This window comes from Rhodoferax sp. (assembly GCF_030646845.1).
Taxonomy (GTDB): Bacteria; Pseudomonadota; Gammaproteobacteria; order Burkholderiales; family Burkholderiaceae_C; genus Rhodoferax.
The window spans coordinates 1-20,415 of sequence record NZ_JAUSLE010000032.1; the positions used below are offsets into that span (position 1 = coordinate 1).

Sequence of the window (20,415 nt, forward strand, 5' to 3'; positions counted from 1 at the left end):
TTGCCCCAGAACACCTGATTTTTCTGGTTGAGCAGGACGATGCCGACGTTGGGCCTAAAGCCGTCCCGGTCAAGCATAATCAAACCCCAATTTTTAAACTTCGTCCATTATGCACAGCAAGCGCTGCGCATCAAGGGGCGCCGCCCTTAGTTACTCCCGGATTCCCGCCATGAAAGCCTCCCAATTCTTCATTTCCACCCTCAAAGAAGCGCCTGCGGACGCGGAGGTGGTGAGTCACAAGCTCATGATGCGCGCCGGCATGATCAAAAAGCTCGGTGCCGGCATCTACAGCCTGATGCCCATGGGGCTGCGGGTCGTGCGCAAGGTGGAGGCGATCGTGCGCGAAGAAATGAACCGTGCTGGTGCGGTGGAGCTGAGCATGCCCGTGGTGCAGCCCGCCGAGCTCTGGCAGGAGACCGGCCGCTTCACCAAGATGGGCCCCGAATTGCTGCGCATCAAGGACCGTCACGATCGTGACTTCGTGGTGCAGCCAACCAGCGAGGAAGTGGTAACGGACATCGCGCGTCAGGAAATCAAGAGCTACAAACAGCTGCCCAAGAACTTCTACCAGATCCAGACCAAATTCCGCGATGAGCGCCGTCCCCGCTTTGGCCTGATGCGCGGGCGTGAATTCATCATGAAAGACGCGTACAGCTTTGACCGTGACCAGACGTCCGCCAAGGCCAGCTACCAGGTGATGGCGCAGGCGTACCGCCGGATTTTTGACCGGTTTGGGCTCACCTACCGTGCCGTTGCGGCCGACAGTGGTGCCATCGGTGGTGATTTGAGCGAGGAATTCCAGGTCATTGCCGCTACCGGTGAAGACGCGATCGTCTATTGCCCCACCAGCGACTACGCGGCGAACATGGAAAAGGCCGAAGCCTTGCCGCCCCAGAGCCCGCGCAAGGCTCCGGCGCAGGCGATGACCAAGACGGCAACCCCTGGCAAGAGCACCTGCGCCGATGTGGCCGAGTACCTGAAAGTGCCGCTGCAACTGACCGTCAAGTCCCTGGTGCTGGCGACTGACGAACTCAATGACTATGAAGAAGTCGTCAAGACGCAGATCTGGCAGCTGCTGCTGCGCGGCGATCACGACATGAATGAGGTCAAGGCCAACAAGGTTCCCGGCATGGAAGGCGGCTTCCGCTTTGCCACGCAGGAAGAGATTGAAGAGCACTTCGGCTGCAAACCCGGTTACCTGGGTCTGATCAACATGAAGAAGCCGGTCAAGGTCGTCGCCGACCGTGAAGTGGCGGTGATGAGCGACTGGATTTGCGGCGCCAACGAGGTGGATTTCCACATCACCGGCGTCAACTGGGTGCGTGATCTGCCCGAACCCGATCTGGTGGCCGACATCCGCAACGTCGTCGCCGGTGATGCCTCGCCCGATGGCCAGGGCGTGCTGGCGATTGAACGCGGCATCGAGGTGGGCCATGTGTTTTACCTTGGCACCAAATACAGCCAGGCCATGAATGCCACCTTCCTGGACGTCAACGGTAAGCCCCAGTTCATGGAAATGGGCTGCTACGGCATTGGCATTACCCGTTTGCCTGCTGCCGCCATTGAGCAAAACCACGACGAACGCGGCATTATCTGGCCGGACGCGCTGGCCCCCTTTACCGTGGTGCTGTGCCCCATCAGCCCGGACCGTTTTCCCGACGTCAAAGCCGCCGCCGACAAGCTCTATGGTGACCTGCTGGCCGCGGGGGTGGACGTGATCCTGGATGACCGGGGTGAGCGTCCCGGCGCGATGTTCGCCGACTGGGAACTGATTGGTGTGCCGCACCGCGTCACTCTCGGTGACCGTGGCCTGAAAGAGGGGCAGGTTGAATACCAGCATCGCCGTGATGTGGCAGCGACGGCGGTGAGCGTCACTGAAATTCTGGGCTTGATCCAGTCCAGACTGGCGGCGTGACCTTGCCTGTGGTGACAGCGGGCGTATCGCGGCGGGCCAGCCTCTTGTCGCTGGCATCGGGGCTTGGATGGCTGTCCATCCATGAGCCGGCGGAAGCGGGCCGCCAGATGGAGGAGCCGCTGGTCGATTCAGTGCGCTCGGCTTTGAGCTCGGCCATCGCCAATCACGCCCCGCCGATTCCGGAGTTTCCCGATACCGAGTCCCGCCTCAAGTACCTGCGCTGGCTGGGAGGCGTGAGCGAACGCCTGAAGAAGAAAAAACCGGACTGGCAGGTCCGCAAGGAATTCCTTCAAACCATCTGGTACGAAAGCCGGCGTGCCGGCCTGGATACCTCCCTGGTTTTGGGCCTGGTCCAGGTGGAAAGCAATTTCCGCAAATTCGCCGTCTCCAGCGTGGGCGCACGCGGCTACATGCAGGTCATGCCGTTCTGGACGCGAGTGCTGGGCGATGGTGACGCAGGCAAGCTGTTTCACATGCAAACCAACCTGCGTTTTGGCTGCGTGATCTTGCGCCACTACCTGGACCGCGAAAAGGGCGATCTGTTCCTGGCGCTGGGCCGCTACAACGGCTCACGGGGCAAGGCGCCCTATCCGAACGCCGTGCTGGGCGCCAAAAGGCTGTGGGAATTTGGATCCCCTTGAGTCATGGCCCGTCGTTTTCCATGAAGGGGCTCACTGCAGGAAACCGATCTGCCCCTTTTTGAGACCCGCCTTGGGCAGGTCGGCCGCGCTGATTTCTTCGCGTTTGTCCAGCTTGGCGTTGCCAAACCCGGTCATCAGGGCGCGGCGCATTTCCCGCGGTGCCAGTTCACACAGCTGATCCAGCACATCGTCCTGTGGCTCGGGGGCAAAATGCTCGCCCCAGCCATGCTCACTGCGAATGGTCTGGTACAGGTTGCGGGCAATCTGGCGGGCAGCCTCCAGGGAAGGTGCCTCGACCGTGAACACGTTCATGCGGTTCAATATCGGCTCGGGGATGGCGCGCTCGTCGTTGGCCGTCGTGATCCAGATCACCTGGCTGGCGTCGATGGCCACTTCGGCAAACTCGTCAGTGAAGCTCTGCGCCGTGTCGTGCTCCAGCAGGCTGTACAGCGCCCCAAGCGGATCGTACTGCGCGTCGCCGCTGGCCTTGTCAATCTCGTCCACCACGATGACGGGGTTGGCATATTCGCCGTCCACCAGCGCCTCGAACACTTTGCCCGGTTTGGCGCCTTTCCATTGCGATGACGAGCCCGACAGCAGTCAGCCGGCCGTCATGGAGCTCATGGGCACCAGGCTCATGCCGGTGCCCAGCAGGTCAGCCAGCTTCTTGGCGAAATGGGTCTTGCCAATGCCGGGTGGTCCGAGCAGCAGGATGGGGGTGACCTCCAAGCCGTCGCGGCTGTGCTCGGCCAGGGCGACATGGCGTTTGACGTCGTCGAGCACATCGGTGAAATTGGGTAGCGCCTGGTAAAGGCTGGCCATGTCCGGCACGCCTGAGGGCTTGACCTGAAAGCGTTGCGGCCCGCGTTCCAGCATGCGCCGGTACGTGGCACGCAGGCTGTCGTGCTCGTGCTCCTGCAGCTTGGCCAGCTTGCGCTCGACCTCATCTGGGTGGAACACACGGCGCATTTGCGCCACCGGCAAGTGGAAGGGAGAAGACTGCGGAACAAGACTGCGAGATTCCATCACGGCCTCCTGGGCAACAATTTCGAACCAAGAACCACAAGCTCATTCAAGCATAAGTTGTGCCCGCACTTAACGGAATAAAGGCACGGTTTGGTGACACTGTTGGAAAGATACAAAAAAGCCACCGCAAGGTGGCTCGTTTTGGTGCAGGCAGCATCTGCGCCTGTCTGCGCGCCGGGTACGGCGCAACTGGGTGTCAGGCCTTTGCCGCCAGCGCCTGTTGCAGCTCGCCGTTCTCATACATCTCCATCATGATGTCCGAGCCGCCAATGAACTCGCCCTTGACGTAGAGCTGCGGAATGGTCGGCCAGTTGCTGTAATCCTTGATGCCGGCACGAATTTCGTCGTCTTCCAGCACGTTCACCGTTTTCACGTCTTTCGGATCGACACCACAGGCCTTCAAAACCTGAATGGCGCGGCCGGAGAAGCCGCACTGGGGAAAGCTGGCGGTACCCTTCATGAAGAGGACGACCTCGTTGGATTTGACCAGTTCGTCGATGCGTTGTTGCGTGTTGCTCATGTCCATAGTCCCAGTAGATAGATGGCGTAATTATTTCACCTTCGCCGGCACCGTGCCGCAGGTAACCCTGCACCTGGAAGGGGTTGTTTCATTTGCTATTAAAACAATAGCTGTTGACGCATATACCACGGGGGCTACATGCCAATTTGATGCAAAATCAGGAAACCCGGCAGCCGATCGCACACCATTGCGATGCCGCCTGCGAACGCGCGAAAATGGCTCGCTGATAATCACACTACCAACTCAAGCACACTTATGAAAATCGAAAAAGACACAGCCGTCACCTTGCGCTACAAGGTGGCCGATACAAATGGCAAACTTCTGGAGGAAAGCAGTGAGCCCATGGTCTACCTGCACGGGGGCTACGGCAACACCTTCCCCAAGATCGAAGAGGCCCTGGAGGGCAAGACGGCGGGCCATCAGGTGACGCTTGACTTGCAGCCGCAGGATGCCTTCGGCCTGCGCGACGAGAGTCTGGTGCAAACCATCCCCAAGACCCAGTTCCCGCCGGGCGTGAAGGTGGGCGGGCAGCTGGAAGGCCGGGGCGAAGACGGGCACGCGCACGTGTTCACCGTCATGAAGATCAAGGGCGACAAGGTCATGCTGGACGGCAACCATCCGCTGGCGGGCAAGGCGCTGCGCTTTGCCGTCACGGTGATGGAGGTTCGCGCCGCCACCGAAGAGGAGATTGCTCATAAGCACGTGCATGGCGAGCATGGGCACCGCCACTGACGGTTGGGGTGCCGTGCAGACATGAAATGAAGGGCTGCCCCCGACCAGGAGCAGTCATCGAGTCGGCAGCACCCGCACGTAGTGCCCACAGCTGCGAGAAAGGCGCCCCATCACATGACACTGCCTTCTGAATACCAGCGTGCTTCGCAAGAGTTTGAAAAATTCATGGTCGACGCACGCGACATATCGGGTTTAGCCACCACCAACATGGCCTACACCATGGTGCAAGGTGTCCTGCAGGCATTTCGTCGTCGCCTCAGCGTCAGGGACGCCGCGCTATTCGCCAACGTGCTTCCTGCCGTCGTCCGTGCCATCTTTGCAGCGGATTGGAACACCGACGAACCTCGGCGAGCATTTGAAGACCGGGCAGCCATGACCAAAGAAGTTCAGGCCCTGCGCTCAGCGCACAACTTTGCGCCGGATACAGCCATTCAAGATGTCGCGACAGCCTTGCGGAGAAACATCGACGAGACCGCACTGGACAGAGTCCTCGCAAAGCTCCCCGAGGAAGCGGCCCAGTTCTGGCGAGCGTGATGCGAGCTTCCATGCGCTTCGGCTCACGGGATGAAGTGACTCAGATTGAATTCTGAATGGCCGCTACGGGCACGGTTCGGACTGGCGATTTCGACCGGGAGCTGACGTTCAGCCGCGGAATCCGACGGGCTCAAAAAGACTGGCAAGCGACATTCAGCTTTCCGCGGCCATCTGCCGGACCCGACCCTGAGACGACATCCGCTGCCCTGAAATCGGCGCCCCATAGCGGTCGGTCGGACCTGCATCGTCGAGGGGGGCACCAGTTGGAGCGGGAACGGGCCACTTGCGCGCCGGCCAGGGAGCACTTGCCTGAGCGCCCACGGTCTGCGTCAATCACCCGTCGTGCGCACCCGACATCCAGGTGCGGAGTCGCACCGCCGTTCAGGCCTTCACTTCGACCACCTGCTCGAAGCCGCCAAAGATCATGCGCGTGTCCGCTACCCACCCGGAATCTTCTTGCCGAAATACCGGCTGGCGAAGTCAATTAACACCTCGGGCTGGCGTTGCTTCGCGAGCACCAGGAATCGTTCGATGCCCGCCGAAGTCCCTAGCTCGACCGGATCGATCTCGTCGAAGATCTTCTCGCCGGGTTCGGGTGTCAGGAAGGTGGCGAACTCGTTGAAGAACAACTCGCGCTCGACATGGATCTTTCCTTCTTCGTCAAACAACGACTGGGGCACGTACGTGAGCTGCCCGGTGATCGGGACCTTAAAGGCGGTGTGCAGCACCTTGGGCGCCTGTTCGTCAGACTCGACACTGCCGAACTTTTCCTCGACGACCAGCCAGGCCACATAGTTGCGGTCCTCCGGCCGGTTGTCGATCACGACCCGGAGATGCCCGTCTTGCCACGTTGCGTCCACCTCCATCAGCACGGGCCTCTGATCGGCCTCGCGGTGGAACCCGGTCCACGGCGGCGCATCTTTCGCGTCCTCGAGCCCGATGATGATCGGCGGTTTCTCTGCCACCACCTGGTCGAAGTGCCGCTCGATGGCCAGTCCGGCATGGATGGGCGTACCCGGGCTGGCGGGAACCGGGGCAGGCTGCACCCCCGCATCGATAAGCCGGTTGTGCACGACTGCGTCGATCGTGTCTAGCGGGTTGAAGCGCCGCAGCGGCTGGGTAGGAATCCACCAGTCAAAGGTGTGTGCCACCGTCTGCACCGTTCTCTTCACCTGGCGCTTCTCGGTCGTGGTGGTGCCCTCGAACAGCAGTTCCTGGCCCAGCACGGCCGATGCCGCCGTATGGAGGTAAAGCCGGTCGAAGCCCGGATGCAATGGGTCCGGGCGGTATTCGGTATGCTGCACCGACTCGTAGTCGGGCTCGTTCCAGACGGAGGCCGCACCGCGCGGCTTCAATGTGCGCAAGAACACGCGGTAGTGAATCAGGGTGGTACGCGGCAGGGGCTGCGTCATGCAAAGCATGACGGCCTTGGTGGCATGCGGCACCCGCCAGGCCTGCGCCACGATGTCCCGATCGCGATCGGGCCGCGGCGGGTACGTGAAGGCGGGCTTGCTATGCACGGTGACTTCCGCGCCCGCCTGTGCGGTGCGCCTGACGAACACGTCGCCGCGCACCGTGTCGCTGACGATCGGCTGCGTCGTGGCGTGGCGCAACTGGGACGCCAAGTGCGTCAGCGTCATGTAGCCGCTCGAGATCAGCAGGCTCGCATAGTCGGCCGCAGACTGGTCGTTGGCCACATCGGCGCATTCCTGCGCGTTGGTGATCCGATACTGGCGAATCGGCGTTCCATCGTCGTGCACCACCCCGAGCGCGTCCCTCGTACGCGCCAGCTTGGCCGGCGGCATCCAGCGGAAGTCCAGGCTACCGCGTCGGGTGGGCCCGGGCTGCGGCACGGCGGCAGGTGCCCACGCGTCCGTGAAGAACGCATCAGTCTGGTTGCACAGGTCGATGGCGCCGATGACGCGGAAATAGTCCGGCTTCAAAGTCGGTGTGGTCAGGCCCGGCAACGGGTCAACAACGTAGAAGTCAGTGACAAGGTCGGAGAAATCAGCGGCGGTGAACATCGTGCGCGCGAGCGTAACGTTCTTGATACTCGCGGCCAACTCCGTCAGCTTCTGCGCGGCATTGCGCAGCTGCGGGCGAAAGTCGCCGGTCGTTCGGTAGTCGGGGAACAGGCTGACGACCAGGCTGAGAAAGGTCTGAGCCGCCTGGGCGCCCAGGGGAACGGCCAAGCGGCTGTCGAAGATCGGCGCATTGACGGGGGGGAACCGGACCCACTCGGGCGCCGCGCCCTCGGGCAACCGAAACAAGTTGCGCGTGATCCACGGGTAAACCTTCTTATGCTCGTCCGGATCGAAGAAGCCGACGTAAGTGCTGGAGTCCAGCAAGTTCAGCACCTCGGTGCTCGAGACCAGTTGGAGCAAGTTCGTAAGGTTCTGCAGCCGCGCTTCCGCGGCGGCCACCACCATCGTTCCGCTGTCACGCTGCGAGACAAAGCTCTCCACGGCCGCCCGCGCACTCATCATCGCGTTGCGCTGACTGCGCAGGTCGCGCGAACTGATCTGGGTCTGCAGCGAACGAATCTCCCGGTCGAGCGCCTCGAAGCGCGCGGTGATCAGCGTTTCGAGCGGATCCGGGCCGTCTCCGAACAGGCCGAGCATCTTTGCCGCCGCGACCGCTACGCCGAGCACGACGAATGCGGTTCCCACTGCGCCGGCGATCTTTCCGATCACGCCCAGGACCTTCACCAAGTCCTCGGAGTTTTTGCCGCCCAGCTTCATCATGGCGTCCTGGAACTTCTTGAACTTGGCGGCGTCGTCCTTGTTAGGAATGGCGTCGCCAATCTCCTTGAAGACCTTCGCGAGCTTGTCGATGGTGTTCTTGTCGGTCAACGGGCCACCGGGCATCTCGTACTTCGGCGCTTTCGCTGGCGGCAGGCCCTGGTGCAGGACGCCGTCGCTGTCCAGATACAGGCCCTGGCCCAGTTTGGTGATGAATGCGGGATCACTCATGTTTGGCTCCTTGTGGTGCGCCGGCAGGATCAGACGCAGCGTTCCATGGAGAACCGATGCGATCGCGAAGGCGCGGTGCAGCGTGGTGCCGTGCTTCGACTGCTGCCGATGTCTTCACCTGGGCGTTGTCGCCATCGATCACCAGCACGATTCATTAAAGCACAGATGCACCTCGACGGGGAGCCTCGACGTGGCTGCAAGCGGCTACGTTCTAGGGGGCGGACCGCGTCTTCCGCAGCACATCCACGGGGTGACGGCTTGCTGAGCCGGCCCGAGGCGGCGGATGTCGGCGATGGTTCCGAGCGCTGTACCGCGGGAAACGACGGCACGGGATCGACCTGTGGGCGCCATAGCCAATGCGAGTTGGACCAGAGTCGGGATGCGACTTGAGACTCTGCGCCAAACTGGCCTGACCCAACGAAGAGCGGCCCTGCCTGCGTGCCCGTGTCCGTCAGAAGCGGAGCATTGCAGTTCATTCGTCTGGGCTGTGCCTTGCCTGGGTCGAGGGTCGAGGGCCGAGTGCCCTCCGTTTCTGCACAGGCAGGTGTTCTTCATCGACATACAGACGTGCCCCAAAGCGCGGTGGCGAGGATTCGCGAATCACCGCGCGAGTCCCCACGTTGGGTAGCCACGGAGGAGTCCACTCGACACGATGACTTGACCGAGAGCGGCCATCGACGACGGGCCGCTTCTGGCCCAGTCCTGACCCATAGCCGCAAACCGTGACCGACGGCTACCGCTGCGTACTTGACTTCCAGGAGCCTCTCGTGAATGACCGGAAAGGGCTCGGGCGTGTCAGGCACGTCTCGACCAGAAACAGACCTTCGACAGCGGCTCCCACATGACCAATGCAAGACCTGAAACCATGAGCTACCTGTCTGCATTGACGCAATTGCCCAGAGCCAAGCCTCGCCCAAGTTGAGTGTCAAACCGGCGCGTAAGCACCTGTGCCTCCTCGCCAAGGCGTAAGCACCTCATATCCCTCGGGCGTTACAGCCACCATGTGCTCCCACTGGGCGGACAGAGACCTGTCCTTTGTCACCACTGTCCACCCGTCGGGCAATTGCCTGGTTTCGCGTTTGCCTGCGTTGAGCATCGGTTCGATGGTGAAAACCATCCCCGGTTCCAGCTTAAGCCCTTCACCGCGCCGCCCATAGTGCAGCACTTGCGGTTCATCGTGGTAGACCTGTCCAATGCCGTGTCCGCAGTATTCGCGCACAACGCTGAAATTCTCTCGGTGAGCGACCGACTGGATGGCGTGACCGACATCGCCCAGAGTCGCGCCGGGCTTGACCTGCCGTATTCCGGCCAGCAAAGCCTCGTACGTCGTCTCCACCAGGCGCCGAGCCATCGTACTGGGGGCTCCGACGAAGTACATGCGACTGGTGTCGCCGAACCAGCCATCCTTGATGACGGCGACATCGATGTTGATGATGTCGCCCTTCTTCAAAATCTTGTCGTGCGAGGGGATGCCGTGACAAACCACCTGATTGACGGAGGTGAGGATGGTCTTGGGATACCCGAGATACCCCACGTTGGCTGGAATGGCGCCCTGGACATTCACGATGTGGTCGTGGCAGATTCGGTCGAGCGTCTCCGTGCTCACCCCCGGCACCACGTGTGCCTCAACCATGCTGAGAACCTCTGCGGCAAGCCGGCCGGCCCGCCGCGTCATCTCGAGTTCCTCGGCGGACTTGATGGGAACGCCGTGAGCCATCAGTGTTTTTCAGCCGAGGATGCCCTGGGCTTTCCAAGTTGGCCTGTGACAGCCCCGGCGATATCCAGCCCCCCCGCGAGTTCAGCCCGTATCAACAGTTGGCAGATTTCTCGGTGGTCCAACTCTGGGTGCATCTCGGTCAGCATGCCGACTCGCATCCAGTGCTCTGCCTGCGCATTGATAGACCTGCTAAGGGCGTTCCCCGCCACTCGTAGGTTCTCATGCATCAGGTCTGAAATTTTTACAATACCCATCAGTGACCTCGTATATGAAATGTATATGAAGTATATACGCTTCATATGGCCCGGCGTCATTCGGGTAGATGAGCTCGATGTGGCCCTAAAGACCGCTTTGGACACATAGACGTCAGAACCTTGCCAAAGAAACGGTCGTGTTGGGCACCCCGGTGAGTCTTGCATTTTGCTATTAACTTGATAGCTGTCTGCGCATATTCCACGAGGGCCAGAGCCCTAAAGTATCATTAAACTGGTTTGAAATCAGGCTGCTGGCGCGCGTCCACCGCTGCAGCGCTCAATGCCATTCAAGTCCTGCCGCGACTGCACGTTCTCAAAGCCGGCGTCCAAAAGCAGCGCACGCACGGCGGCCGCCTGGTCGTAGCCATGTTCCAGCAACAGCCAGCCGCCGGGAGACAGGTGCGCTTGCGCCTGCGAGACGATCTGGCGAATGTCGTCCAGGCCATCGTCGCCACTGGCGAGCGCCTGCAGCGGCTCATGCGTGAGCGCGTCCAGGTGAGGGTCTGCGGCGGCGACATAGGGCGGATTGGACACGATGGCGTGGTAGCGGCCGCTCACATCGGTCAACCAGGAACCTTGCATGAACTCCACCGGCAGCTGCAACCGGCGGGCGTTGGCCTGGGCCACCTGCAGCGCGTCGGCGCTGGCGTCCACGGCGGTGAGCTGCAGGTCAGGGCGAGTGGTTTTCAGCGCCAGGGCGATGGCGCCGCTACCGGTGCCCAGGTCGATGACCGCTGCACCCGGCAGCTCTGCCAGCACTTCCAGCGCCCATTCCACCAGCGTCTCAGTGTCCGGCCGGGGCACCAGCACCCGGGCGTCGACTTGCAGGTCCAGGCCAAAGAACTCTTTGTGGCCGGTGATGTAGGGCAGCGGAACACCCGCCGCGCGGCGCTGCACACAGACATCCATGGCGGCTTGCCCGGCAGGTGGCAGCGCATCGGTGTCATGGGCGAGCAGCCAGGCGCGGTCATGCGCTGGCTTGCCGAGCACGTGCAGCAGCAGCAACTGCGCGTCCAGCCGGTCGACGCCGCGGGACTGGGCTGTGGCAAGTGCCTGTGCGACGGTGGACACCTTAGCCGCCTCCACCCAACTCCAGCGCGGCCAGTTGCTGAGCCGCTTCATAGGCTTGCAGCGCCTGCACCACGTCGTCCAGGTCGCCCTCCCTGATGTAGAGCAGCTTGTACAACGTGAGGTTGATGCGGTGGTCGGTCAGGCGCCCCTGCGGAAAGTTGTAGGTGCGGATGCGGTCGCTGCGGTCGCCGCTGCCCACCAGGCTCTTGCGCTCGGCAGCGTCCTTGGCGGCGCGTTCGCTGCGGTCTTTCTCATGGATGCGGGCGGTGAGCACTTTCAGTGCCTGCGCCTTGTTGCTGTGCTGGCTGCGCCCGTCCTGGCATTCGGCCACGATGCCGGTGGGGAGGTGGGTGATGCGCACCGCCGAGTCGGTCTTGTTGATGTGCTGGCCGCCGGCGCCGCTGGCGCGGTAGGTGTCAATGCGCAGATCGGACGGGTTGATCTTGATGGCCTCGGCCTCGTCCTGCTCGGCCAGTACCGCCACGGTACAGGCGCTGGTGTGGATGCGGCCCTGCGTTTCGGTGGCGGGTACGCGCTGCACGCGGTGCCCGCCCGATTCGAACTTGAGGGCGCCGTACACATTCTCGCCCTCGATCCGTACCACCACCTCCTTGTAGCCGCCCAGCTCACTGGGCGATTCGCTGACGATCTCGGTCTTCCAGCCACAGCGGTCGCCGTAGCGGGTGTACATGCGCAGCAGGTCGCCGGCGAACAGGGCCGACTCGTCGCCGCCGGTACCGGCGCGGATCTCGACGAAGGCGGGGCGCGCGTCGTCCGGGTCCTTGGGCAGCAGCATGCGCTGCAACTCGCCTTCCAGCTGCTGCAGCTCGGCCGTGGCGTCATCCATCTCTTCCTGCGCCATGGCTGCCATGTCGGCGTCGGCGGCAGAACCAGCCAGCATCTCCTGCCCGGCGGCCAGGTCAGCTTCGCGCTGCTGGTAGCGCGCCCAGCGGCTGGCGACGGCGGACACCTCGGTGTGCTCGCGCGACAACGCCAGAAACTGTTTCATGTCCTTCATGATGTCTTCGCGTGACAGCAGAAATTCAAGCTCTCCCAGGCGGTCGGCGTAGCGTGCGAGTTGTTGGCGGAGGAAGGGTTTCATGGGGGGATAAGGGCGCAAAGATAAGTGTGGCGTCTACAGGCTGGATCAAAACGGTGCGGACACATAGGGGGAAAGGTCACCACCGGCCTGGCCTGCCCCAAGTCCGTCAAGGGGCGTCGGCGGCGCGGGGGGCCGCAAAGTCAGCGTCGCTAACGTTCTTTGCGCAAAAAGAAATGCTGGATGGCCGCGCTGGCGCGCTCGCGGGCACTGGCGTCGCCGGCATGCAGCTCGGCCATGGCGCCATGCAGCATTTTCTGCGTCAGCCCCTTGGACAGGGCTTCGAGCACGGCATCCACGTCTTCGCCTTTGGCCAGCAGTTTGCGGGCGCGGTTGATTTCTGCCGCGCGCCATTCGTCTGCCTGGGCGTTGAGCTGCTGAATCAGGGGAACCGAGCCGCGCTGGTCCACCCAGTGCAGGAAGCTCTGCACACCCGCATCCACAATGGCTTCGGCCTGGGCCACCGCCGCCTGGCGGCTGGCCTGCGCTGTCTGCACGACGCCGGCCAGGTCGTCCACGGTGTACAGGTACACGTCTTCCAGCGCCTTGACTTCCACCTCGATGTCGCGCGGCACCGCCAGATCGACCATGAACATGGGACGGTGCTTGCGACGCTTCAGGGCACGTTCTACTGCGCCCAAGCCAATGATGGGCAGCGTGCTGGCGGTGCAGCTGATGACGGCGTCAAACTCGTGCAGCCGGTCGGGCAGATCGGCCAGGCGCATGACCTCGCCACCAAAACGGGTGGCGAGCTTCTCACCGCGTTCCAGCGTGCGGTTGGCAATGGCGATGCCTTTGGGAGTCTTTGCGGCGAAGTGCGTGGCGCAGAGTTCAATCATCTCGCCGGCGCCCACGAACAGAATCTTCACCTCGCCCAGGTCTTCAAACAATTGCCCGGCCAGGCGCACGGCGGCAGCGGCCATGCTGATGGAATGCGCGCCAATTTCGGTCGAGGTGCGCACTTCCTTGGCTACGGCAAACGAGCGCTGGAACAGCTGGCTCAGCGTGGTGCCCAGGGCGCCTGCCGCCTCGGCGGCGCGTACGGCGTCCTTGAGCTGTCCCAGGATTTGCGGCTCGCCCAGCACCATCGAGTCCAGGCCACTTGCCACCCGGAACGCGTGGCGCGCCGCGAAGCCGTCTTCCAGCGTGTAGGAATGGGCGCGCAGCAGGGCGGGGGACACACCGCCGGAGTGGGCCAGCCAGTCCAGCGTGTGGTCCAGCTCGGGCTTGTCGCCGGCACAGTAGATCTCGGTGCGGTTGCAGGTGGAGATGAGGGCGGCCTCCGGCTGGCGCGAGAGGGACTGGCGCAAACCCCGCAAAGTCGGCTCGATCTGGTCGATGGCGAACGCAAAACGGCCGCGCAGATCGAGCGGCGCGGTCGTGTGATTGATGCCCAAAGCCCAGACTGCCATATCGTGATTATAAAATCAGACCGCGCTGCCAAGACTTGAGTGCTTTTCCATTGCCAGAGAGACCGCCACTGATGGGCCCCCTTGACCTCCTGAATCATCTGCTGAATTTCGTTGCCCCGGCTTTTTTTGTGGCCGTGCTGGTGACGCTGTCCGCCCGGATATTTATGAGAAAAAGCCCTGCAGCCCACGCGCTATGGGCGCAGTCAGCTATTAATTTTATAGTATGTGTGGCAATGCTGGCGCTGGGTCTGTGGTTCTTTGGCCGTGACGGCAAGATGCTCACCTACCTGGGCATGGCGCTGCTTTGCGCCACCAGCCAGTGGGTCATGCTGCGCGGCTGGAAAGCATAGCAACCCGCGCTTTTTGCTCCCCCGCTCTGCGCTGCGGCAGCTGCCTCCCCCTACCTGCCCGCCTTGAAATTGCTGAAGGTGCGGGTCTGCACCCGGCGCAGATCCTGCGGCAAGGCGTCCGGCGCAATCATGGTTTTGGTGGCGGCGGCGTCCAGGAGGATGGACTTGTTCTCCGCCACGTCTTTCTTCACAAACTTGATTGATGCGGCGTTCGGGTTGGCGTAGAACACCTTGTTGGTGAGCGACGCGTGCACTTCCGGACGCAGGATGTAGTTGATGAACAGGTGGGCGTTGGCGACGTTCGGTGCATCCTTGGGGATCGCCATGGTGTCAAAGAACAGGGTGGCGCCGGTTTTGGGTACCAGCGCTTCAATCACCACCGGCGGCTTGGCCTTGGCCTCCAGGGCGCGGCTGCGGGCGATGTTGATATCGCCTGAGAAACCCATCACCAGGCAAGTGGCGCCGCTGGCCATTTCTTCGATGTAGCCGGAGGAGGAAAAACGGGTCACGTAGGGGCGAATGCTGGTGAGCAGCCTGGCCGCCTCCGCATAATCGGCCGCGTTGCGGCTGTAGGCCGGCTTGCCAATGTAATGCAGGGCTGCGGGCAGCACTTCAGAGGCAGAGTCCAGCACGCTGACGCCGCAGCTCTTGAGTTTGCTGACGTACTTCGGGTCAAACAGCAGGCTCCAGGCGTTCTCCGGCATGGGCATGTCACCCAGCGCCGCCTTGACCTTGTTGACGTTGATGCCTACGGTGACGTAGCCCCACATCCAGTCCACCAGGTAGGCGTTGCCCGGATCGAGTTTGGCCAGTTGTTCCAGCAGGCCTTTGTCGAGGTTGCCCCAGTTGGTGAGCTTGCTGCGGTCCAGCTTTTGCAGCAAGCCGCCTTCAATCTGGATTTTGGCGAAGTGGGAGCCGGGCACGACGATGTCATAGCCGGTCTTGCCTGCCACCAGCTTGGCGTGAAGGATTTCGTTGTTGTCGTAGGTGTCGTAGCGAACCTTGATGCCGGTTTCTTTTTCGAAGTTCCTGATCGTGTCTTCGGCAATGTAGTCAGACCAGTTGTAGATGTTCAGGACCTTGGGGTCTGCCGCATGGGCCGCCCCGGCAAACAGCATGGCGCTCGCGGCCAACGCCAAACCAACTTGTTTCAAGTTCATAGCCATGTCAATTGATCCCCTTTGGTGAGGGCAAAATCATAGCAAAGGCCAGCGTCACGCAGGCGAAAACAGGTCCACCCGGTCGGTGATGATGCCGTCCGTGCCGAGGGCGATCAGGCGCTGTGCCGCCCATTCGTCGTTCACGGTGTAGCTCAGCGTGCGGAACTCCGCGCTTTTGGCCTGGGTGACGCTGGAGGTATCCCACAGGGCGTGATTGCAGACGACTGCCGCACAATCCAGCGTGAGGGCGGTTTCCAGCCAGCCTGTCCACAGCGAATCCAGCAGCAGGCCCCGTGGCAGTTGGGGCTGTGCGTCACGCGCTGCCTGCAGCGCTTCGGGGTGGAACGAGGTGAGCAGCGGCGGCACAGCCGCACCCTGCCACAGCCGCGCGGCATGGTGAGCGACCACTTCGCCCGTCTGTCGTTCCAGGCCGGGCGTGGGCTTGATTTCAATGTTCAGGAAAAAACCATTGCGCAGGCAGAAGTGGGCGATGTGGTCAAGAGTGGGCAGGGGTTCACCGGCAAAGTGGCGGGAATGCCAGCTGCCCGCATCGAGTTGGGACAGTGCGCCCCAGGCATGGTCGCCGCCGACGGCACTGTTTCCGGCGCCGAGTTGCGCAACCGCATTGGTGGTGCGTTGCAGGGTGGCGTCGTGCATCAGGAAGGGGATCCCATCAGCACTCAGTTTGACGTCGCACTCGAACATGCGGTAACCATGGCTGGCACCCACACGAAACGCGGCCAGCGTGTTCTCAGGGGCCAGTCGGCCAGCGCCCCGGTGGGCGACCCAGCGTGGGTAAGGCCAGTTGTCAGCGGTGACCTGCAGCATCAGGGGCTTCCTTGCGTTTGCCGCTGTTGGCGTCAAACCAGTGCAACTTGTCGGCGCGGGGCGTGACATGGATCGTGTTGCCAAGGCCGGGCACTGCGTGCGATTCTTCAGTGCGGATGATGACCATCTCGTCGCCGCTGCCGTGCGCCCAGCGGCCGTAGACCAGGCGTTCCGCGCCCAGCATTTCCACGGCTTCCACGCGCAAGGCCCAGCCGGTGGGGGTGATGTCCAGGTGCTCGGGGCGGACACCGGTGATGGTGCCCGCTCTGGCGTCAGGTGCGTTCTTGAGCAGGTTCATGGGGGGTGAGCCCATGAAGCTGGCCACAAACGTGGTGGCGGGCCGCGTGTAGACCTCTTCCGGCGTGCCAAACTGCTCGACCACGCCGCCGTTCATGACGATCATGCGTTGTGCCAGCGTCATGGCCTCGACCTGATCATGGGTGACAAAGAGGGAGGTGATGCCCAGTTCGCGGTGCAGTTTCTGTATTTCCAGCCGGGTTTGCGCGCGCAACTTGGCGTCCAGGTTGCTGAGCGGCTCGTCAAACAAAAATACCTGGGGCTGGCGCACGATGGCGCGACCCATCGCCACGCGCTGGCGCTGGCCGCCGGAGAGTTCGCGCGGCTTGCGCTGCAGAAACGGGCCTATTTCGAGGATCTTCGCCGCCTTGTCGACCCGGGTCCTGATTTCGTCCGCCGGCACCTTGGCGATCTTGAGACCGTAGGCCATGTTGTCGAATACGCTCATGTGCGGATACAGCGCGTAGTTCTGGAACACCATGGCAATGTCGCGTTCGGACGGCTCCAGGTGGTTGACCACGCGCGGGCCGATCGAGATTTCACCGCCGCTGACCTCTTCCAGTCCGGCGACCATGCGCAACAGGGTTGACTTGCCGCAACCGGACGGGCCGACGATCACGACGAATTCGCCGTCAAGAATCTCGGCATTCACGCCATGGATGACCTGGTTCGCCGACTTGCCGCTGCCGTAGCTCTTGACGATGTTTTTTAGAGTGATTGAGGCCATTATTTTTCGGTATCCACCAGCCCTTTGACAAACCATTTTTGCATCAGTATCACCACCAGCGCCGGCGGGATCATGGCCAGCACGGCGGTGGCCATGACCACATTCCACTGCATCTCGGAGTCGCCGCCCGAGATCATGCGCTTGATGCCAATGACCACCGGGTACATGTTCTCGTTGGTGGTCACCAGCAGCGGCCAGAGGTACTGGTTCCAGCCGTAAATGAACTGGATCACGAACAGGGCCGCAATCGACGTGCTGGACAGCGGCAGCAGCACGTCCTTGAAGAACCGCATGGGCCCGGCGCCGTCCATGCGCGCCGCCTCCACCAGTTCCTCCGGCACGGTCAGGAAAAACTGCCGGAACAAAAAGGTGGCGGTGGCCGAGGCGATCAGGGGCACCGTCAGACCGGCGTAGCTGTTGAGCATGCCCAGATCGGCCACCACCTTGTAGGTCGGGCCGATGCGCACCTCCACCGGCAGCATCAAGGTGACGAAGATGGCCCAGAAGAAGAACATGCGAAACGGAAAACGAAAATACACGATCGCAAAAGCAGACAGCAGTGAAATGGATATCTTGCCGAACGCAATGACCAATGCCGAGATCAGGCTCACCATCATCATTTGCCCCACCGGCGCCTTGGAGCCCGAACCGCCGCCGGTGCCGTTCCAGGCCGCCGTGTAGTTCTCGATGAGGTGGCTGCCGGGCAGCAGGGGCATGGGGGCTTGCACAATGGCCTGGGACGTCTGCGTGGAGGCGACAAACGTCAGGTACAGCGGAAAAGCCACCACCAGCACGCCCAGGATCAGGACGACGTGCGACAGCAGAGTCAGCAGGGGGCGGCGCTCAACCATGTCAGTAATTTACTTTCTTCTCGACAAACCGGAACTGCACCACCGTCAGCAAGACCACGATCGCCATCAGCACCACCGACTGCGCGGCAGAGCCGCCAAGGTCCATGGCTTTGAATCCGTCGTAATAGACCTTGTAGACCAGAATCGCCGTGTCCTTGCCGGGGCCGCCCTGGGTGGCAGCATCAATGATGGCAAAGGTGTCGAAGAAGGCATAGACGATGTTGATCACCAGCAGGAAAAAGGTGGTGGGTGACAGCAGCGGGAACACGATGGTCCAGAAGCGCCGCCACGGGCGGGCGCCGTCAATGGCGGCGGCCTCGATCAATGACTTGGGAATGCTTTGCAAACCCGCCAGAAAGAACAGGAAGTTGTAGGAGATCTGTTTCCAGACCGCCGCCATCACCACCAGGGTCATGGCGTGGGTGCCGTTGAGCAGATGGTTCCAGTCAATGCCGATGGCCTGCAGGGCATACGACACCACCCCCACGCCGGGCGCAAACATGAAGAGCCACAGGACGCCGGCCACCGCGGGGGCCACGGCGTAGGGCCAGATCAGCAGGGTTTTGTAGACCAGCGCGCCCTTGACAATGCGGTCCGCAAACACCGCCAGCATCAGGGAAAGGCTGATGCCCGCCACCGCCACCGCGGTAGAAAAAATGGCCGTGGTGTAGAACGACGCCAGATAGGTGTCGTCGTTCCACAGGTTGCGGAAGTTCTCCAGTCCAACCCATTCGATCGAGGTACCGAATGCATCAGACTGTTGCACCGATTGCAGCAGGGCCTGGACCGCAGGCCAGAAGAAAAACACCGCAATGACGAGCACCTGGGGCGCAATCAGCACCCAAGGCAGCCAACCGGAGCGGAAAACGACGCGCTTTTCCACTGGAATTCCCTGTCCTCAGCCCTTCTTGTTGGCCTTCTCGAACCGCTCCAGCAGTTCGTCGCCACGTTTCACGATGGAATCCAGCGCTTCCTTCGGCGTTTTCTTGCCGCCCCAGACCTGCTCGAGTTCTTCGTCCTCGATGGTACGGATTTGCACGTAATTGCCCAGGCGAATGCCGCGCGACTTGTCGGTGGTCTTGCGGATCATTTGTGTAGGCGCCACATCGGTTCCGGGGTTCTGCTTGTAATAGCCGGATTTTTCGGTGAGCTGGAATGCCGCCATGGTGATGGGCAGGTAGCCCGTGCGCTTGTGGCTGGCCGACTGCACTTCCGGGCTGGAGATGTAGGTGAAGAACTCGGCAATACCTTTGTATTCCTCCGGCTTCTTGCCTGCCATGACCCACAGGCTGGCGCCGCCAATGACCGTGTTCTGGGGGGCGCCGGGAACATCCGGGTAGTAGGGCAGGGGCGACAGACCAAAGGCGAACTTGGCATTCTTTTTGGCATCGCCGTAGAAGCCGGACGAGGTGGTGATCATGGCGCATTCGCCGGAAACAAAGCTGGTTTGGGGCACGTTGGCCCGGCCCTTGTACACAAACAGGCCTTGTTTGGCCATATTGGACAGATTCTCAATGTGACGCACGTGCAGGGGCGAGTTGACCTTCATGCGTGCATCCATGCCGCCCAGGCCATTGCCTTTGGTGGCAAATTCCACGTTGTGCCAGGCCGAGAAGCTCTCCAGCTGGGTCCAGCCCTGCCAGGCAAGCGTGATAGGGCACTTGTGGCCGCTGGCTTTGAGCTTGGCGGCCGCCAGCGCCACCTCGGGCCAGCTGCTGGGGGCCTTTTCGGGGTCCAGACCAGCGGCTTTGAAAGCATCCTTGTTGTAATAGAAAACGGTGGTGGAGCTATTGAACGGGAAGCTCAGCATCTGGCCATTGGGTGCCGTGTAGTAGCCTGCCACGGCCGGAATGTAGGACGAGGGGTCGAACTTCTGGCCGGCATCCTTCATCATCTGGCCAACCGGCACGATGGCCTGTTTGCTGGCCATCATGGTGGCGGTGCCCACTTCAAACACCTGCAGAATGTGCGGCGCATTGCCGGCGCGGAATGCGGCCACGGCAGCCGTCATCGACTCGTCGTACTGGCCCTTGTACGTGGGCATGATTTTGTATTTGGTCTGGCTGGCATTGAAGTCCTTGGCCAGGTCATTGACCCATTCGCCATTGACCGCGGTCATCGAGTGCCACCACTGGATTTCGGTTTGCGCCTGCGCCGACAGGGAAAAAGCCGCTGCAATGGCAATGGCGGTAAATTTCAATTTCATGGGAACTCCTGGAATAAGAGGGCTCAGCATAATCATGGACTGTGACAGTCGCGAGTCAGAAATATGTCAAAACCTGACCGTTTGATTAAACACCTGTTTATCC

General features: G+C 61.8%; 18 protein-coding genes and 2 pseudogenes. 5 read left to right on the forward strand and 15 right to left on the reverse strand.

All coding sequences use genetic code 11. From position 1 onward, the window contains the following. Nucleotides 1-77, reverse strand: a pseudogene (locus Q7T10_RS08660) (RNA pyrophosphohydrolase); the annotation flags it as partial. Between the two features lie 92 nt (nt 78-169). On the opposite strand from Q7T10_RS08660, the gene Q7T10_RS08665 reads away from it, so the two are divergent. Both Q7T10_RS08665 and Q7T10_RS08670 read left to right on the forward strand, forming a co-directional pair. Beyond that, nucleotides 170-1,915, forward strand: coding sequence for a proline--tRNA ligase (locus tag Q7T10_RS08665; RefSeq protein WP_304747496.1), 1,746 nt, complete (start codon nt 170-172; stop codon nt 1,913-1,915). After that, nucleotides 1,912-2,556, forward strand: a complete 645-nt coding sequence (locus tag Q7T10_RS08670) for a lytic transglycosylase domain-containing protein (protein ID WP_304747497.1) — start codon at nt 1,912-1,914, stop codon at nt 2,554-2,556. The genes Q7T10_RS08665 and Q7T10_RS08670 overlap by 4 nt, the downstream gene beginning before the upstream one ends. A 30-nt stretch (nt 2,557-2,586) precedes the next feature. Here the strand turns inward: Q7T10_RS08670 and Q7T10_RS08675 are convergent. Beyond that, nucleotides 2,587-3,582 (reverse strand): annotated as a pseudogene (locus Q7T10_RS08675) (AAA family ATPase). Nucleotides 3,583-3,778: 196 nt separating this feature from the next. Beyond that, nucleotides 3,779-4,102 (reverse strand): Grx4 family monothiol glutaredoxin, encoded by a 324-nt coding sequence (gene grxD / locus Q7T10_RS08680; RefSeq protein ID WP_304747498.1) that lies wholly within the window; start codon nt 4,100-4,102, stop codon nt 3,779-3,781. Nucleotides 4,103-4,357: 255 nt separating this feature from the next. On the opposite strand from grxD, the gene Q7T10_RS08685 reads away from it, so the two are divergent. Continuing rightward, the gene (locus Q7T10_RS08685; RefSeq protein ID WP_304747499.1) at nt 4,358-4,834 is read left to right on the forward strand and encodes a peptidylprolyl isomerase; all 477 of its coding nucleotides are present in this window, start codon (nt 4,358-4,360) and stop codon (nt 4,832-4,834) included. Nucleotides 4,835-4,948: 114 nt separating this feature from the next. Further along, entirely contained in the window at nt 4,949-5,368 is a 420-nt protein-coding gene (locus Q7T10_RS08690; RefSeq protein WP_304747500.1) for a DUF2267 domain-containing protein, read from the forward strand. Nucleotides 5,369-5,805: 437 nt separating this feature from the next. Here the strand turns inward: Q7T10_RS08690 and Q7T10_RS08695 are convergent, their stop codons facing one another. From Q7T10_RS08695 to hemA, 6 genes are all read right to left on the reverse strand, one after another. Further along, nucleotides 5,806-8,340, reverse strand: coding sequence for a hypothetical protein (locus Q7T10_RS08695; RefSeq protein ID WP_304747501.1), 2,535 nt, complete (start codon nt 8,338-8,340; stop codon nt 5,806-5,808). 925 nt (nt 8,341-9,265) lie between these two features. Then, nucleotides 9,266-10,057: a type I methionyl aminopeptidase gene (gene map / locus Q7T10_RS08700; RefSeq protein WP_304747502.1), complete on the reverse strand. Its 792-nt coding sequence runs from the start codon at nt 10,055-10,057 to the stop codon at nt 9,266-9,268. Beyond that, the gene (locus Q7T10_RS08705) at nt 10,057-10,311 is read right to left on the reverse strand and encodes a ParD-like family protein (RefSeq protein WP_304747503.1); all 255 of its coding nucleotides are present in this window, start codon (nt 10,309-10,311) and stop codon (nt 10,057-10,059) included. The genes map and Q7T10_RS08705 overlap by 1 nt, the downstream gene beginning before the upstream one ends. A gap of 243 nt (nt 10,312-10,554) precedes the next feature. Continuing rightward, nucleotides 10,555-11,433, reverse strand: a complete 879-nt coding sequence (gene prmC / locus Q7T10_RS08710; protein ID WP_304747504.1) for a peptide chain release factor N(5)-glutamine methyltransferase — start codon at nt 11,431-11,433, stop codon at nt 10,555-10,557. Beyond that, nucleotides 11,384-12,484 carry a peptide chain release factor 1 gene (prfA, locus tag Q7T10_RS08715; protein WP_304747505.1) on the reverse strand — a complete coding sequence of 367 codons (1,101 nt, stop codon included), beginning with the start codon at nt 12,482-12,484 and terminating at the stop codon, nt 11,384-11,386. The genes prmC and prfA overlap by 50 nt, the downstream gene beginning before the upstream one ends. A gap of 149 nt (nt 12,485-12,633) precedes the next feature. Next, nucleotides 12,634-13,893, reverse strand: coding sequence for a glutamyl-tRNA reductase (gene hemA, locus Q7T10_RS08720; RefSeq protein WP_304747506.1), 1,260 nt, complete (start codon nt 13,891-13,893; stop codon nt 12,634-12,636). A gap of 71 nt (nt 13,894-13,964) precedes the next feature. Here hemA and Q7T10_RS08725 point away from each other — a divergent pair, with 71 nt between their 5' ends. Then, a complete protein-coding gene (locus tag Q7T10_RS08725; protein WP_304747507.1) occupies nt 13,965-14,243 on the forward strand; it encodes a hypothetical protein in 279 nt (92 codons plus the stop codon). Nucleotides 14,244-14,293: 50 nt separating this feature from the next. On the opposite strand, the gene Q7T10_RS08730 is transcribed toward Q7T10_RS08725, so the two are convergent. From Q7T10_RS08730 to ugpB, 6 genes are read right to left on the reverse strand one after another with little or no spacing between them, the layout of a single operon-like run. Then, nucleotides 14,294-15,403: a polyamine ABC transporter substrate-binding protein gene (locus Q7T10_RS08730; protein ID WP_304747508.1), complete on the reverse strand. Its 1,110-nt coding sequence runs from the start codon at nt 15,401-15,403 to the stop codon at nt 14,294-14,296. 54 nt (nt 15,404-15,457) lie between these two features. Then, complete coding sequence (gene ugpQ / locus Q7T10_RS08735; protein WP_304747509.1) at nt 15,458-16,231, reverse strand: glycerophosphodiester phosphodiesterase; 774 nt, start codon at nt 16,229-16,231, stop codon at nt 15,458-15,460. Further along, nucleotides 16,212-17,255: a sn-glycerol-3-phosphate import ATP-binding protein UgpC gene (locus Q7T10_RS08740; RefSeq protein WP_304747510.1), complete on the reverse strand. Its 1,044-nt coding sequence runs from the start codon at nt 17,253-17,255 to the stop codon at nt 16,212-16,214. The genes ugpQ and Q7T10_RS08740 overlap by 20 nt, the downstream gene beginning before the upstream one ends. Further along, nucleotides 17,255-18,106 (reverse strand): sn-glycerol-3-phosphate ABC transporter permease UgpE, encoded by an 852-nt coding sequence (gene ugpE, locus Q7T10_RS08745; RefSeq protein WP_304747511.1) that lies wholly within the window; start codon nt 18,104-18,106, stop codon nt 17,255-17,257. Before ugpE ends, Q7T10_RS08740 begins: the two co-directional genes overlap by 1 nt. 1 nt (nt 18,107) lies before the next feature. Then, complete coding sequence (ugpA, locus tag Q7T10_RS08750; protein ID WP_304747512.1) at nt 18,108-18,989, reverse strand: sn-glycerol-3-phosphate ABC transporter permease UgpA; 882 nt, start codon at nt 18,987-18,989, stop codon at nt 18,108-18,110. 15 nt (nt 18,990-19,004) lie between these two features. Further along, entirely contained in the window at nt 19,005-20,312 is a 1,308-nt protein-coding gene (gene ugpB, locus Q7T10_RS08755) for a sn-glycerol-3-phosphate ABC transporter substrate-binding protein UgpB (RefSeq protein WP_304747513.1), read from the reverse strand. Nucleotides 20,313-20,415 lie beyond the last annotated feature (103 nt).

Excerpts from the sequence above, each read along its gene's own strand:
- Q7T10_RS08665 (WP_304747496.1), top strand. The coding sequence starts at position 170 with ATGAAAGCCTCCCAATTCTTCATTTCCACCCTCAAAGAAGCGCCTGCG.
- Q7T10_RS08740 (WP_304747510.1), bottom strand. The coding sequence starts at position 17,255 with ATGGCCTCAATCACTCTAAAAAACATCGTCAAGAGCTACGGCAGCGGC.
- ugpE (WP_304747511.1), bottom strand. The coding sequence starts at position 18,106 with ATGGTTGAGCGCCGCCCCCTGCTGACTCTGCTGTCGCACGTCGTCCTG.
- Q7T10_RS08730 (WP_304747508.1), bottom strand. The coding sequence starts at position 15,403 with ATGAACTTGAAACAAGTTGGTTTGGCGTTGGCCGCGAGCGCCATGCTG.
- Q7T10_RS08705 (WP_304747503.1), bottom strand. The coding sequence starts at position 10,311 with ATGGGTATTGTAAAAATTTCAGACCTGATGCATGAGAACCTACGAGTG.
- grxD (WP_304747498.1), bottom strand. The coding sequence starts at position 4,102 with ATGAGCAACACGCAACAACGCATCGACGAACTGGTCAAATCCAACGAG.
- hemA (WP_304747506.1), bottom strand. The coding sequence starts at position 13,893 with ATGGCAGTCTGGGCTTTGGGCATCAATCACACGACCGCGCCGCTCGAT.
- prfA (WP_304747505.1), bottom strand. The coding sequence starts at position 12,484 with ATGAAACCCTTCCTCCGCCAACAACTCGCACGCTACGCCGACCGCCTG.
- Q7T10_RS08695 (WP_304747501.1), bottom strand. The coding sequence starts at position 8,340 with ATGAGTGATCCCGCATTCATCACCAAACTGGGCCAGGGCCTGTATCTG.
- Q7T10_RS08685 (WP_304747499.1), top strand. The coding sequence starts at position 4,358 with ATGAAAATCGAAAAAGACACAGCCGTCACCTTGCGCTACAAGGTGGCC.
- map (WP_304747502.1), bottom strand. The coding sequence starts at position 10,057 with ATGGCTCACGGCGTTCCCATCAAGTCCGCCGAGGAACTCGAGATGACG.
- ugpB (WP_304747513.1), bottom strand. The coding sequence starts at position 20,312 with ATGAAATTGAAATTTACCGCCATTGCCATTGCAGCGGCTTTTTCCCTG.
- ugpQ (WP_304747509.1), bottom strand. The coding sequence starts at position 16,231 with ATGCTGCAGGTCACCGCTGACAACTGGCCTTACCCACGCTGGGTCGCC.
- Q7T10_RS08690 (WP_304747500.1), top strand. The coding sequence starts at position 4,949 with ATGACACTGCCTTCTGAATACCAGCGTGCTTCGCAAGAGTTTGAAAAA.
- Q7T10_RS08725 (WP_304747507.1), top strand. The coding sequence starts at position 13,965 with ATGGGCCCCCTTGACCTCCTGAATCATCTGCTGAATTTCGTTGCCCCG.
- prmC (WP_304747504.1), bottom strand. The coding sequence starts at position 11,433 with ATGAAGCGGCTCAGCAACTGGCCGCGCTGGAGTTGGGTGGAGGCGGCT.